15 protein-coding genes are annotated in these 14497 nt (G+C 45.1%); 4 read left to right on the top strand and 11 right to left on the bottom strand.

What is annotated here, in order from left to right:
- Window positions 1-123: 123 nt before the first annotated feature.
- On the bottom strand, window positions 124-441 hold the full coding sequence (locus RMO55_RS21965; protein WP_310430261.1) for an ion channel: 318 nt from the start codon (window positions 439-441) through the stop codon (window positions 124-126).
- Between the two features lie 6 nt (window positions 442-447).
- Between RMO55_RS21965 and RMO55_RS21960 the strand changes: the two genes are divergently transcribed.
- A complete protein-coding gene (locus RMO55_RS21960; RefSeq protein ID WP_310430260.1) occupies window positions 448-1419 on the top strand; it encodes an RluA family pseudouridine synthase in 972 nt (323 codons plus the stop codon).
- Here RMO55_RS21960 and RMO55_RS21955 read toward each other — a convergent pair.
- The 3 genes from RMO55_RS21955 to RMO55_RS21945 form a co-directional block, all read right to left on the bottom strand.
- On the bottom strand, window positions 1416-2186 hold the full coding sequence (locus tag RMO55_RS21955) for a hypothetical protein (protein ID WP_310430259.1): 771 nt from the start codon (window positions 2184-2186) through the stop codon (window positions 1416-1418). The genes RMO55_RS21960 and RMO55_RS21955 overlap by 4 nt on opposite strands.
- Before the next feature lie 433 nt (window positions 2187-2619).
- Entirely contained in the window at window positions 2620-3558 is a 939-nt protein-coding gene (locus RMO55_RS21950; RefSeq protein ID WP_310430258.1) for a ChaN family lipoprotein, read from the bottom strand.
- Window positions 3536-4201 carry a 4'-phosphopantetheinyl transferase superfamily protein gene (locus RMO55_RS21945; protein WP_310430257.1) on the bottom strand — a complete coding sequence of 222 codons (666 nt, stop codon included), beginning with the start codon at window positions 4199-4201 and terminating at the stop codon, window positions 3536-3538. The genes RMO55_RS21950 and RMO55_RS21945 overlap by 23 nt, the downstream gene beginning before the upstream one ends.
- 302 nt (window positions 4202-4503) lie before the next feature.
- Here RMO55_RS21945 and aspS point away from each other — a divergent pair, with 302 nt between their 5' ends.
- Window positions 4504-6297 (top strand): aspartate--tRNA ligase, encoded by a 1794-nt coding sequence (gene aspS, locus RMO55_RS21940; RefSeq protein ID WP_310430256.1) that lies wholly within the window; start codon window positions 4504-4506, stop codon window positions 6295-6297.
- Between the two features lie 126 nt (window positions 6298-6423).
- On the opposite strand, the gene RMO55_RS21935 is transcribed toward aspS, so the two are convergent.
- The 6 genes from RMO55_RS21935 to RMO55_RS21910 form a co-directional block, all read right to left on the bottom strand.
- Window positions 6424-7371, bottom strand: a complete 948-nt coding sequence (locus RMO55_RS21935) for an asparaginase (RefSeq protein ID WP_310430255.1) — start codon at window positions 7369-7371, stop codon at window positions 6424-6426.
- A gap of 112 nt (window positions 7372-7483) precedes the next feature.
- The gene (locus RMO55_RS21930; protein WP_310430254.1) at window positions 7484-7981 is read right to left on the bottom strand and encodes a CGLD27 family protein; all 498 of its coding nucleotides are present in this window, start codon (window positions 7979-7981) and stop codon (window positions 7484-7486) included.
- Window positions 7982-8028: 47 nt separating this feature from the next.
- Window positions 8029-8514 (bottom strand): ribosome silencing factor, encoded by a 486-nt coding sequence (gene rsfS, locus RMO55_RS21925; RefSeq protein ID WP_310430253.1) that lies wholly within the window; start codon window positions 8512-8514, stop codon window positions 8029-8031.
- Between the two features lie 86 nt (window positions 8515-8600).
- Window positions 8601-9176 carry a bis(5'-nucleosyl)-tetraphosphatase (symmetrical) YqeK gene (yqeK, locus tag RMO55_RS21920; protein WP_310430252.1) on the bottom strand — a complete coding sequence of 192 codons (576 nt, stop codon included), beginning with the start codon at window positions 9174-9176 and terminating at the stop codon, window positions 8601-8603.
- Window positions 9177-9213: 37 nt separating this feature from the next.
- The gene (locus RMO55_RS21915) at window positions 9214-9480 is read right to left on the bottom strand and encodes a 2Fe-2S iron-sulfur cluster-binding protein (protein ID WP_310430251.1); all 267 of its coding nucleotides are present in this window, start codon (window positions 9478-9480) and stop codon (window positions 9214-9216) included.
- Window positions 9481-9546: 66 nt separating this feature from the next.
- A complete protein-coding gene (locus RMO55_RS21910) occupies window positions 9547-10746 on the bottom strand; it encodes a class I SAM-dependent methyltransferase (protein ID WP_310430250.1) in 1200 nt (399 codons plus the stop codon).
- A 238-nt stretch (window positions 10747-10984) separates the two neighbouring features.
- Here RMO55_RS21910 and hrcA point away from each other — a divergent pair, with 238 nt between their 5' ends.
- Window positions 10985-12091, top strand: coding sequence for a heat-inducible transcriptional repressor HrcA (hrcA, locus tag RMO55_RS21905; protein WP_310430249.1), 1107 nt, complete (start codon window positions 10985-10987; stop codon window positions 12089-12091).
- Between the two features lie 154 nt (window positions 12092-12245).
- A complete protein-coding gene (hisH, locus tag RMO55_RS21900) occupies window positions 12246-12869 on the top strand; it encodes an imidazole glycerol phosphate synthase subunit HisH (protein WP_310430248.1) in 624 nt (207 codons plus the stop codon).
- Window positions 12870-12930: 61 nt separating this feature from the next.
- Here hisH and RMO55_RS21895 read toward each other — a convergent pair whose 3' ends face one another.
- Window positions 12931-14427 carry a glycosyltransferase family 4 protein gene (locus RMO55_RS21895; RefSeq protein WP_310430247.1) on the bottom strand — a complete coding sequence of 499 codons (1497 nt, stop codon included), beginning with the start codon at window positions 14425-14427 and terminating at the stop codon, window positions 12931-12933.
- Window positions 14428-14497: the final 70 nt, after the last annotated feature.

Here is a 14497-nt window from a genome sequence, read left to right as displayed (position 1 = left end):
CACGAACGTCGTGCTGGAATACCAGTTTACAGGCCGCACACCCCAAGCGTTTGCCGGCTGGACGGCCGACGTTAAAGTTCCGACTGCGCTGGATTTCAACGGTGTGCTTCACCTGCAGTACGCTCATGTCTTAGGATGAATCGCTCCATACCCGATCGAAGCCAAAGTCTGAACGCTAAAGAAAAAAGCATCACCAAAATCACCTTGCTTCGCACCATCCAAACAATCACCACCAGCTAAATACGCCAATGCAAACAATGCATTGAGTGCTAGATAAGCCGCCGAGATAATTCCCATAAACCCAATCCAGGGAATAGTCAGGAATAAATGATACGGATCTTGCCAATGGTGATACCATTTCCCCATGCCATGGATGACAAATCTACCGTCTTTGTTTTCAATCCGCACAGTACGATGACGGCGACGAAATTTAATTTTCATAACGCAATGAATTTAATAGATGTAGTCGGGATCGATAATTTACCAGTCGAACAACAATTAATCGAACTAATTTTTGAAGCTAATCATCAACCGGAACCTCGGCTCGATCTCTGGCTGACAGAGCAATTGCCAGCTTTTTCTCGCTCGCGGTTGCAAAAGCTGATTTCCCAAGGACATATTCACATCGATAGTCGAGTTTGTACTGACAAGAAGTATAGATTAAAACCTGGCGATCGATTGTGTGTAGTCATCCCACCCACCGATTCACTCGATCTTATCCCCGAATCGATTGCCCTCGATATTCTCTACGAAGACGAACAGCTATTAATTGTTAATAAACCCGCCGGAATGGTGGTTCATCCTTCCGCTGGACATAATACGGGCACTCTCGTTCATGCCCTCCTCGCCCATTGTCCCCTCTCCAGTATCGGCGGAGTTCAGCGTCCGGGAATCGTCCACCGTTTAGACAAAGATACCACTGGTGCGATGGTCGTCGCCAAGACCGATTTCGCCCACCAGCACCTCCAACAACAACTTCAGGCTAAAACTGCTAGACGGGACTATTTAGGAGTGGTCTACGGCACGCCAAAGGCCGACAGCGGGACGATCGATCTCCCTGTCGGTCGCCATCCGGTCGATCGACAGAAAAATGCTATTTTACCACTCGATCGAGGTGGTAGATCTGCTGTCACCCATTGGCAGATCGAAGAAAGATTGCGCAGTTTTTCCCTGCTCAAATTTCGGCTCGAAACAGGTAGAACCCATCAGATTCGGATTCATACTACCCAAATGGGACATCCGATCGTTGGCGATCCCGTCTATGGTACTGGTAGATCGATCGGTGTAAAGCTGCCAGGGCAAGCTCTCCACGCTTGGCAATTACAGTTGATTCATCCTCTCACAGGCGAGCTTGTGAGCGTCACAGCACCTATTCCTACCTATTTTCTTACCTTGCTCCAGGTACTCCGCAACCGTTAGGACGAATGTTGTCCTTCGCTAATATTGGGGATCGGGGGTTTAAATGTGGCAATTCGAGGACGATCTGTATTCTCAGAATTTGGTTGCGAATAGCCCGATCGATCCACTTCAGCTTGAAGGTGATTATTGGGATCGATAATGGCTTTAAGAGTATTAAATAACTGAAATTTGACTGGTAGGGAGACGATCCGATGTGACTTTACCTTACTTTGGGCAAAGCCACTCTCATCAACCATCATAAATCTATCTAAATCACCATTATCTGCTAGCGAACTATGGTTGAGAATATCGTTGCCTGATTCTAAATTGAGAGCTGCTGCGTCGATCGGTTGAGCTGTAGAGACCGATTGACTATGATGTTGAAAAGGTGCTGACTCTTCTGGGTTGAGATTTTTGCTATCGTACAGAGCAGGTTGAATTACTGGCAAATCAGTATCTGGTGGATCGATTGGTGATGATAATACTGGTGATAGCGGGGTTGTGCTTAGATCGGTTACTGTTGGTAAATTCTGCAAAATTTCCCGCTCGTAATCAGGGGTGAAGCCGTAGCGTGGTTTACCTAGTCTTTCCCAGTCTCTGAGGATATTATCAATGGATTTGATTTTATACCGTCCTCGGTAGAGAGATTCCACGATTGCTTTGACAATCCAGGCTCGATCGTATCTTTGAAACCAAGTCGCGGTGATAGTATCGATTTGATGTCCGTCAAGTTCTAAACCATAACGATCGATGACTGATGTAATAAAGTTTTGCTGAAACTGGTTCATTGCAAAATGCGATCCTTGCTACCCCTGTTCGCGATTAGCTATCAAATTGTAACTACGAACGTGGCTGAAACTAATAAATAAGTACTAATATCTGGGCAACCTAACATTAAATATCTGATATTTAGATGCTCGATCTCTAAAGTTTTGAATTAGTCAGCAGAGGCAGTCGGCTATTGAGGTGTGTTCTAGCTTAAATTCGATCTTTAAGAAACCAAAGTTGCTTGGTATTTCGATCTAGTCATCCAAGATATCTATAGTAATGCAGTCTACACTAAATTGAATATTTTCGCATCATCAATTTTATTTAATTACAACAATTCTGCATTCAAACTCCAAGAGAGAATTTATACATCCTACCGTTGTAATTTGTTAAGAGGAAGCTAATTTTTGGCGAAATTACACAATCAGATTTCGATTCAGCAACGTCAATAATTCAATCTCCATTCCAGCTAAAGTTGGCTGCTTTGGGCTGTTCTGAATTGCCATCGTGACTGAGTAAGACTGTTTTTTGGTAAAGTTTCAATCTGTTTAACCGACGAAATACTCGATCGGGGATGCCGTAACCATAGATAATGTGCGATCGACCCGCCAATACGATTGTTTGATAGTCGGGATTTTGCTTGACAAAATTAGCAACACGTTCTGCCATCGTTTCATCCCATAATAGTTGAGCGGTATAAAATCTATCAAAACTCTTGCTGGAGATCGAGACAATCCCCGCATGTTGTTGATAACTAGCTAAAATCATCTGCTGATATTTAGCATTGCTCCGGTCGATTTCGGCGATCGGTGGGATATACTGAAGTTCTGCTGGGGTGAGGCTCTCCCAGCCTTCTCTAGCCACCTTACGGGTAATTTCTGTCGGTGTATTAAGGGCAATGATGGGTAAGCGATGAGCTTTGGCAAATTCCAGGATCGGTGCGTAATATTCCCATTTAAAACCCCAGCGTCGATCGAATTCTGTCTGCTGGCGTAACTCAGCGGTGGTAATTTTAGCGGCTAAATATCGATCGAGTAAAGGCTGCGCTGGACGTTGAAACATTTCCATGCCGATCGCCAGCTTCGATTTATGTTTAAATAATGTTTGAATAATTGCCAGCTGCTGCTGATGATCTGACTCGCTGTCATGAGTTTCGCCTAAATAGATAATATTCGCAGTTTGTAATTGTGCCAGGATCTTCTGTTGTTGCTGAGTAAATCTGACATCGTTCTCGGCGGATACTGGGAACGCTTCGGCAGTAGGAACGAGCCAGATCGTATTGCTGGTGATGATTACCACTAAACCCCATAAAAATCCGGCAATCTGGCGTATATTCATCTTGACGCTGAGTAAATTTGTCGAGCAGTTGCTATAAATATTTAATTTCGCCATCCGTTCCACCAATGACGATCGCGCCTGCGTATGCAGGAGAAATTGCGAGTTTATGAATCTGCCACATCCATTCTGTGGGAGCGGAAATAATCTCAGCAGGGGTGCGGGGATCGATCGAGACTTCAATTTTGTCTAATGGGGTGTGAAGTCCGGTTCCACAGGCTTTGAGATATGCCTCTTTTTGCGTCCAGGCATGGAAAAAAGCAGCTTGTTGGATTGCCATTGGGAGACGATGAAAGATGGCTTGCTCGGCGGGTGAAAAGAACCTATCGACTAAATCCGCCGCAGGTAACGGGTGAATATATTCTAGATCGATACCAACGGGATATTTCCTACTAATAGCATATACGGCTCGATCGTGAGAATGCGATAAATTAAACTGAATTTCCCGATCCTCAATCTCTGGCTTGCCATGTAGACTATAGTTAAAAACGATCTGTGCAGGAGCAAGGTTGAGGTAATGACTGAGGATCTGGCGTAAATTACCCCGTGCGACGATCCAATTATCGCCATGAGTGGGATTAATAAATTTAGCCGCGCGTTGACGTTCCTGGTTGGTTAAAAATTGACTAAATTTCTCAATTTGCTGACGATCGACAGTAAGGTCTACACTCCAGATATGAATATCGCGTTCTAATAACATCAATGTGCTTGGATCTGTGGGACAAGGAATGGTAGATAATTAGGAGAGCCTATTTGACTCCTGTTCAAATTTACCAGCTAACCTTACTTTTCAGGTTAGTTTTAGATTTTATGATGGGAATTCGGGGTTTCTCGTTCCGAGACGCTTCGCGAACGGGATTCGGGATTCGGGCATCGAGAGTAACAGGGTAAAAAACACACCCCAACACCCAATACCTAACACCCAACACCCAACATCCCCACTACCTCAGAATAAAATCAGGCTCTCAGTAATTGTCGTCGAATTAGAATTAGTCAAAGCATATGCGAACCCATTATTGCGGTACAATCCGCACCGAACAAATTGGCGAAACTATTACTCTGTGTGGATGGGTAGATCGTCGCCGCGATCTTGGGGGGGTGATTTTTCTCCATTTACGCGATCGATCTGGCTCGGTTCAGGTTGTCTGCGATCCTGTTCGCACGCCTGATTCTTATCGCCTGGCGGAAACGCTCCGTAGTGAGTATGTTGTCAAGATTACCGGACGAATTTATCAGCGTCCCGATGAATCCTTCAACCTCCGCATTCCCACTGGCGAAATCGAAGTCTATGCGGAGCAAATTGAGGTTTTAAACAGCGTCCACAAGCAATTACCTTTCCAGGTATCTCAGACTGAAAATGAGTTTGTGCGGGAGGATTTACGCCTCAAGTATCGATATCTCGATTTGCGACGAGAACGAATGAGTGCGAATCTCCAACTTCGCCATCAAGTCATCAAGACTATTCGCCGTTTTCTCGAAGATCGCCACAATTTTATTGAAATTGAGACTCCAATTTTAACTCGATCGACTCCAGAGGGTGCGAGAGATTTTATCTTACCCAGTCGAGTGAATTTAGGCGAATGGTTTGCCCTGCCGCAGTCACCGCAGTTATTCAAGCAATTACTGATGGTATCGGGTTGCGATCGATATTATCAGGTAGCGCGATGTTTTCGCGACGAAGATTTACGTGCAGATCGTCAGCCAGAATTTACCCAGTTGGACATGGAAATGAGTTTCATGTCTCAGGAAGATATTATCGGTCTAAATGAAGAATTAATCTGTCAGATTTTCAAGGAAATTAAGGGTGTCGAAATACCTCGTCCGTTACCTCGGATGACTTATGCTGAAGCGATGGATGATTATGGTTGCGATAAACCTGATACCCGCTTCGATCTGAAATTAATCAATGTTTCAGAATTATTTAAAGACTCCCAATTCAAAGTATTTTCAGGTGCGATCGCGGCTGGTGGCATCGTCAAAATTTTACCAATTCCGGGCGGAAATGAAACTATTTCCAATGTCCGAATCAAACCAGGTGGAAACTTATTCAAAGAAGCCACCGAAGCAGGTGCCAAAGGTTTAGCATATATTCGCGTCTTAGCAGATAATGAAATTGACACGATCGGCGCAATTAAAGACTCTCTAACCGCAGAAAGTAAACAGCAACTATTAACCCTCACAGGTGCCAAACCTGGAGACTTATTACTATTCGGTGCTGGCGATGCCGCGATGGTGAATAAAACACTCGATCGATTGCGATTAGTAGTCGGGCGAGAACTAGGTTTAATTGACGATAATAAAGTCAATCTATTGTGGGTAACAGACTTCCCGATGTTCGAGTGGAACGCCGATGAAAAACGACTCGAAGCTCTCCACCATCCCTTCACTGCACCCCATCCAGACGACATCAACGATCTGACAACCGCCCGCGCGCAAGCCTACGATATCATCTTCAACGGTACCGAAATCGGCGGTGGTAGCGTGCGAATTCATCAACGAGAAATTCAAGAACAAGTATTTACAGCGATCGGATTATCACCAGAAGAAGCTAATGATAAATTTGGATTTTTACTCGAAGCCTTCGACTATGGTACCCCACCACATGGCGGTATTGCTTACGGACTCGATCGACTGGTAATGTTGTTAGCTGGTGAAGACTCAATTCGCGATGTCATCGCCTTTCCAAAGACGCAACAAGCACGGTGTTTACTCACAAATGCACCTGCAAGTGTCGATGCTAAACAACTCAAGGATTTGGAAGTAATTTCTACTTATAAACCTAAAACAGATAGTTAGAGATTGTTACCAGCAAAAAAATATTAACAGAGAGGCATCCTTACCAACACTGACAATAGTAGAGGTGTGGGTGCCTTCCATTTTGGCTCAAAGCTGAAATGTACAAAAATTCGCTACCAAAGTCTTCTAAACCATTGCCAATTCCCCAGTTACTTCTAAGCGTGCAAAAGTACCGATCGATAAAAATTGTTCAGTCAGAATTTCTGATACAGATGGCGTAATCCAACCCATTTGTTGGAGCAGATAAATCGCGACAGCAAATTTTGCCCGCTTCGAGCCATCGTTAGATTTGATTGTTAAACCCATTCCCTCGCCAACTTTACCGATACACTGAACCCCTTCGGCTCCAGCTTTGCTGACAACTTCGCCTTGAGTAAGCTGCATCAGTTGGGTGTCAAATCTCCCCGTCCCAGCAATCATTTCAGGATGATGCGTCATAGCGCGGACAATCCGCTCTAGATCTAGACTAGCTCCAGAAGATAGCACGGCGTAGAGAGTAGCCATTTGTGAGATCGTCATCAAATAGACAGGCGCACCGCAGTCATCATGGACACCAATAAACTCATCTGGCGGCATTTTGAGGATTTCGGCAAATTTGCTCAAAATCATTTTTTGCAAGGGGTGGTGCCGATCTAGATAGTTAGCTAGCGGCCAATTTTGGGCTTTACAGACGGCTAACATGCCCGCATGTTTGCCGGAACAGTTGTGTTCGAGGGGGCTGGTTTTTCCGGCAGGAATCGGACATTGGAGCGCACTGGGATCGATGTCCGCACGCCAGAGGATATTAAAGGCTTGGCGGGTATGGATGATTTCGGCGGCGTGAGAGCTACACATGATGGCTAAGTCTCGATCGCTCAATTGATAGCGTTCGAGGATACCAGTAGCAGTCACAGGCAGGGCTTGAAAGGGCTTGAGGGCCGATCGAATGAAAGTTGGGTGTTCGGCATCCCCAGCAACGGAGAGGACGCGTCCACGGCTGTCGCAGACGACAGCTTGAACATGGTGGACGGATTCGATGATTCCTTCTCGCAATAAGTTAACGGTTATTGCTGCTGCTTTGGTACGTTTAGCCATTGATGGGGAGTTGGGAGTATTTGATTTGCGGCGGAGATCTACCCACCCCGCCCTACGGGCACCCCTCCGAGGAGGGGATTTTTCATGCAACGGGGATGTTTTATCGATCGAACTAGACAATCATCCAGGCACTAATACCAAATATGACAGTTCCTAGTAGAGTTAGAAAGGTCAATTGGATACGTTTGAGGATTGGTTGGATTTCGTAGCTGACAATCAATCGATCGCGATCGAGTATTTCTGGTGTTTTGATCCAGGTTTGCCCATCGTACCAACCGGATTCTTCGTAAAAAACTGATTCATTGTATAACCGATCTTTGACGTGAATCCAGCCTAGATACAAGCGGATGGCAGATAGAGTAACAAATATTAAACTACCGCCGATCGCGCAGATGCCAAATTGAACGGGATATTTGACGATCGAGAAACTGGCTTCAGCTAGGGGGGCAGTGACGATCGAACTCCAAATTCCCACCCAAATTAATTTGGCAATATATTTAGCTGGTTCTAGTTTTACCCAACCAAAGAACCAAGAGTCTTGTAACTCTTGATATTCATTGATTGGTTGCTGCTCTTTGGGAACCGGACAAAAAGAACTAGAAGTACTCATCAGTTGGCAATTGAAATTATAGGCTCCAGATCTTTGAAAGTTTGTACTTAGATTTCTTCTAAATCAGAATCATCAAGATCGTATTCGTCAAGATCGGCTTCTGGAGTAGTCCCATAAAGATCGACGGTATGCACAGGATTTTTGGGCTGCATTTCTGGTAGAGTGACGATTTGACCGTGACCCCAGAAGGCTTCAAGACTATAGAATTCCCGCAGTTCTGGCATCAGAATATGGACGATCAGATCGCCGTAATCGATTAATATCCAACCACCTTTATTGTGACCTTCTGTGCGTAATGGGACTCGATCGAGTTCTTCTTCCAGTCGATCGGCAACGGAATCAGAAATCGCTCGAAGCTGAACTTTGGAGAAGCCAGTAACGATCAGTAAATAATCCGCCAAGGTGGAGACTTCGCCGATATTAATTAATACCATATCGCCAGCTTTGCGATCGTCTGCTGCGTCAGCGGCAAGGAATGCTAGTTGTTCGATCGTGTATTCTGGGGCTTGGATATTTGTCAAGGTTGCAGTCATTAAGTTAGGGGATAGGGGATAGGGGATAGGGACTAGGTTGTAGAAGTAATCAAGAGTCAAAAAAACTTATTACTTATTCTTACATCCTAATTCTCAGAAAAACTTGCTGTCATTGCCCAGTTGCGGGTGCGAACGGTGCGAGGATGAATGAGACAGCGAGTGGATAGTAGATATTGAAGTGAGTAATCACAGGTGTGCCATACGGCTCGATGCAGATTTTGATAACTTAGTTGACGGAGGGATTGCAATTCTTCTGTGTTGCCACGCCCAGCTTCGAGGGTGTCCGCTAGGAATATGATACAACTCATCGCACCCATCTCTGGTCTACCGAGGGTATGATCGGCGATCGCCTGAATGATTTCGGGATCTGCGATCCCAAACTCATCGCGTGCAACAATTGCGCTGATGTCAGCATGTAATAGGTGTGGTGCGGCTATATCCACTTCATCGATAGGGAGTCCTTCTGCTCGTGCGAGTTCTAATAAACGTTGGGGTTTGAAATACTTTGCCAGATCGTGCATTAAGCCAGCTTGCGCGGCGGTGTGAGGATCTAGCTGATAATGTCCGGCGAGTTCGATCGCCATCTGCTCTACTCCTAGTATATGTTGGATTCGTTTAGGAGGGACATTTTCATTCAACCAGGCTAGAACTTTTTCACGCACGATGTTTGGCGATAGGTTTGGCTGTTTTTATTATAGTCTACCAAATCGGATCGTCATAACGACGCACGATTAGGACTGATTCATCGTTGGTGGAACCTCTCGGAGGGAAAATCGGGACACTAGCTAGACAAGCACGAACGGGGTTTTCTTGTCCTTCAATTTCCACTTCACAAGCAAAACAAGAACCCATCAAACAACCAGTTGGAATCGTGATTCCCGCCCGATCTGCAACATTGAGTAATGGTTCGCCTGGTTCGGCGGTGACGGTAATTTTGTCAGGTAAAAAATGAACGGTTACAGACATAATTGTTTGGATTGCAATGGTTGTTTAGATCCCCGACTTCTCAGAGAAGTCGGGGATCTGGGGATATTACTGCTTAACCTTCAACATAATTAATTTATTAGCCAGGAGCGATCGAACATTTTCGATCGACAGTTGGATCGTGTTTGAAATTTCACTAACTGTTAATTGCTGTTGATTTTTGTCGCAAGCTTGCATGAAGGCAAACTCAGCATCAGAAAGGTTAATTAATTTCCAATCGCAATTAAAGACGTGTTGGCTTTCCCAACCTTCAATACAGGGGTGGCGATAGGGGATTGCCGCGAGAAAAATTTCATCTTGCGACCAATCCATAGGCGTTTGGAGGGGCGGTTTCGCTAAGAAAAATTCATAGTGAGCGACATCTGGATCGAGGAGTTCGATCAGTCGATATTGTGCGCGAACATCTAGTTTTTGGGCGCGTTCGAGTGCTTCGGGTGCTTTAGCTAATAGTCGCTCTAGACTCCAAAAATCAGGATTAGAAAAGCCGACAAACTCTAAACCGGAAGCATCGATTAATTCAAATAATGTTTCTATATTATAGTCAATCTCTTGGGGATGAACATACATATCTGCAAAACATTCATCCTGGTGATTTTCCATCGCCCAGCGTTCCTTTTCTCGTTTCACTAGTCGATTAGTTTCGGGGAGAGCGGCAAAGACAGAACGACCAATTTTGACACCATCTTGATAATCGCCGCGCTTGTCACCTTGCAACATCCCGATCGCTTTTTGCATTAGTTCGATTTCCCACCGCCCTAACTCACCATAGACAAAAATATGCATCAACCCACCAGGGGCTAATTTGCCCGCCAAGGCTTGAATTCCGCGAATTGGATCTGGGGTATGGTGCAGCACGCCAACCGAGTTGATCAGGTCAAATTCCCCTGGTAGCTGGGCAACATCGAATAGACTTAGATGGTGAAATTCTACTCTGGTTGCACCCGATCGCTCACAGCGTTCTTTTGCTACTTTCAGCGCACCGTGGCTCAGATCGATCGCAGTTACCTGCGCTTGGGGATTGAGATGCACCAGACTGTCGGTACTAACTCCTGTACCGCACCCAGCATCGAGAATTCGCACATCATCGCGACTAGGCATCTGTCCGGTACAAAAATTATACGCGGCTTGCCATTGCCACCGCCAGTTAAAGCCTGGGGGCGGTTCGTCGAGGAGAGGTTCTGGCGGGAAAGGATAGGTATCGTAAAGATTTTGAACTGCTTGACTAATCTGGGCTGGGCTGGCTTCCATAACTCGATCGCGTCTCGAACGCTCGCACATTTGACTCGATCGTCATTTTAACTCAATCCCCGACTCACTTCTTCATAGACCATCGTTGTGGACTAGCGAAAGATGTCGATCGTCGGTTAGGATAGTACTCTCCAACAACATCGACCACTCAAAATATACCCCTCATCCCTAATTTAAGATTCACCGCACCCACTGGAGAATTTCGATAATTCACAATTCCGCGCAGCGGTAGTAGTTTATGTCATTCGATTTGGATAAACGTCATCAGCAAATTTTGTGGGCAACTATCCGTCAGTATATTTCCACCGCAGAACCTGTTGGCTCGAAAACTTTAGTAGATGGGTACAATTTAAATATTAGTCCAGCGACAATTCGCAGCGGATTTGCCACTTTGGAAAAGGCGGGGTTTCTGTATCAACCTCACACTTCAGCCGGCAGGATTCCTTCGGATTCTGGTTATCGTTTATATGTCGATCGATCGATTAAACCATCACCAGCTATCAGTCGGCAAGTCGAAAAATTACTTGCCGATAAACTCGATTGGGATGGGTGGAGTTTAGAAGCAGTTTTACGTGGTGCGGTAGAAGTATTAGCAACTCTTAGTGGCTATGTGACGATGATTACTCTGCCCCAAACCCGTCGTTTAACTGTCAAGCATATTCAGATTGTCCGATTGGAAGCTACCAAGATTATGGTAATTGTTGTCTGGGATTCTTATGAAACTCAGTCAATTTTAATGCAATTGCCTCAAGAGCCAGCTCGAATCGCCGATGGAGACGCGCTCGATCGAGAATTGCAGGTTGTATCAAATTTTTTGAATAGTAAGCTTAGGGGTGGATCGATCCTGGAAGTACTCAAACTAGATTGGAGCGAACTCGACATTCAATTGCAGCAACATGCAGAGGTAATTAGTAATTCACTGACAGATTTATCCCGACAATCTAAGCCGATCAATTCATCACAAATCATGATTTGGGGAATTGCGGAAATTCTCTGTCAGCCTGAGTTTTCTCAACTACGACAGGTCAAAACCCTACTGCATTTATTGGAATCAGAACAAGACAAAATTTGGGAATTAATATTCAACCCCAATCTCGATTCTGCTCTGGTTAGTATCGCCGCTGGAATAGAGAATCTTCAGCCAGAAACTACAATTAGAATTGGTATCGAAAACCCACTCAAGCCAATGCAATCTTGCACATTAATTTCTACGAACTATCACCAAGATTCGATTCCGGTGGGCAGTGTTAGCGTTTTAGGCCCAAAGCGAATGCTATATGAAAACGCGATCGCCCTAGTTCAGTCAGCAGCTAACCATATATCAGTTGCACTCAGTCAGGGATAGTTGGAAGTTGATAGTCTATCTCTCGTTTCTGTTGAAAGTATAAGTACATCAAGCTCCTAAAACCTAATACCTAAAACCTAACACCTAACACCTAACACCTAACACCTAACACCTAACACCTAATACCTAATACCTAACACCTAATACCTAAATTATGCTAAAAATTGCTGTTGTAGATTATGATATGGGAAACTTGCATTCTGTTTGCAAGGGTTTGGAGTATGCTGGTGCTGAAACATTAATTACCCATTTACCGTCAGAATTAGCGAATGCTGATGCGATCGTTTTGCCTGGAGTTGGTGCTTTCGATCCAGCCATGAAAAAACTGCGAGATCGAGATTTAGAGCAACCATTAAAAGATATTATTGCTAGTGGAAAACCCTTTCTGGGGATCTGCTTGGGATTACAGATTTTATTCGATCGATCGGATGAAGGCGAAGAATCCGGTTTGGGGATTATTCCTGGTATCGTGCGTAAATTCCAGTCGGAACCGAATTTAACCATTCCGCAAATGGGTTGGAATCAACTTTATCTCAGTCAGTCAAACTGTCCGTTGTGGAGTCAGCTAGACACTAATCCTTGGGTATATTTCGATCACTCATATTACGTCGAGCCGAGTCGATCGTTAGTGGGGGCGGCAAATGTCACGCATGGTACTCAAACCGTAACAGCCGCGATCGCTCAAGACAATGTGATGGCGGTACAATTTCACCCAGAAAAGTCCTCGACAACTGGCTTACAAATCCTGTCTAATTTTGTGAAAATAGCTGGAGGATAGGGCAATTCGTAAATTGCCCCTACCTAAATTTCGAGCGCGATAGTGGACCAAAGATCGACAGCTAATTTTTAAACGGAGCCAACGATTCAAACAGCTTCTGGTAATCTCCAGCAATTTTTTCTGCTGTATAATTTTCGAGGCAGTATTTATGACCAGATCGACCTAATGCCTCTGTCAATCGAGGATTTTGGCTCAATCGGTGTAGATAGTCAGCTAGCCCTTGGCTATCACCGTTGCGGAGAGTAATGCCACAACGAGCTTGGGCAAATATATCATTGAGATAAGAATTTTCTTCGCAAATGCTCACAATGGGGCGACCAGCCGCCAGAGCTGAGTAGAGCTTACTAGGCGCGACCAATCCTTCCATCCCTTTACTGATACTAACGATCGACACATCGCAAGCTGTGAGCGAGAAGGGCAAGTTTTCGCGAGATTGATATGGTAGAAACAGGCAATTTGTCAAACCCAGCTCGGCGACACGATCTTGGAAGTCTTTACGCTTGTCACCGCTGCCAATGAACACAAATTTGATCGGTGTATCCCGCAGTAGAATAATTGCATTAAATAGTGTGTCCATATCATGACAGCGACCCATGTTGCCCGAGTACAGGACTGTAAATGGTTCGACTAGTCCATGTTCTTGTGCGAACCAGTTGTCCTGCTTGCGCATTGGCACGATCTGATTGGTGTCAACCCAGCTCGGAATCACCACAATTTTGTCATCGATGCCTGGCTGTTTAGCGAGAATTCGTTCTTTCATCGTCTCGCTCAAGACAATAATACCAGCAGCTTCCTGCCAAGTCAGTCGATTCAAGCGATCCCACAACTTGGAAATCCAATGCTTTTTTTTGATGACACCGAGTTCGATCGCGATATCTGGATACAGATCATACAGTAAACAGACGTAACGGATCGTGCAAACACGGCTGAGTAAATAGCCCAACAAAGGTAGAAATGGAGGGGCGGTAGTCAGTAATACTAGTTCTCGGCTGTCGGGATGTCGTAACAAGTGTAGAGCTGTCCGCAAGAAAAAGATCGCTCCAGCAACTGCTTTGCCCCGAATTCTTTGAGGCCAAAAGCGTTCTGATTGCGATCTCCGAACACTTAAAGAACCATTAGCTTTGGGGCTGGGAGTGACTGGTGGATAGGGGCAAAAGCTAGGAGTGGAAACTTTTGAGTGTCGCGAGTCAGTTCGATCGAATGTATGAGGTAACTGGTTGGTAAATGTCTCGATTCGGTGCGATTCATTGCGATCGAAAGTCCGAGCAGGCTGGCTGGTGAATGTCTCAATCCGGGGCGAGTCATTGCGATCGAAAGCATAGGATGGCTGACTGGTAAACACATCAACATAATAGCCAGAATCTTTGAGATTGTGGGCCAATTCTTCGATCAATTGACCAGTTGCCGCATAATCTGGCGGAAAAAACTGGTTGATAATCTTGAGTTTAACAGTAGGTTTCAGACGCTTACGATAATCGGGGTTGAGAAGGATAAAAGCAGAATCTTTTGCCGAAGTAGCGGGACTGGACGGGGAGTTCGTTTTGGTAGAGGAAGACATATCGCTAATGTGTGGGGAGGAACGCTTAATAAATAAAGCCATTATTTTTCATCAGTCTTGTTGCAGAGCA

Source organism: Chamaesiphon sp. VAR_48_metabat_135_sub (assembly GCF_031418915.1).
Classification (GTDB): Bacteria; Cyanobacteriota; Cyanobacteriia; order Cyanobacteriales; family Chamaesiphonaceae; genus Chamaesiphon.
The sequence above is the reverse complement of the archived record's forward strand: the minus strand, read 5'-3'. Positions and strand labels throughout refer to the sequence as shown.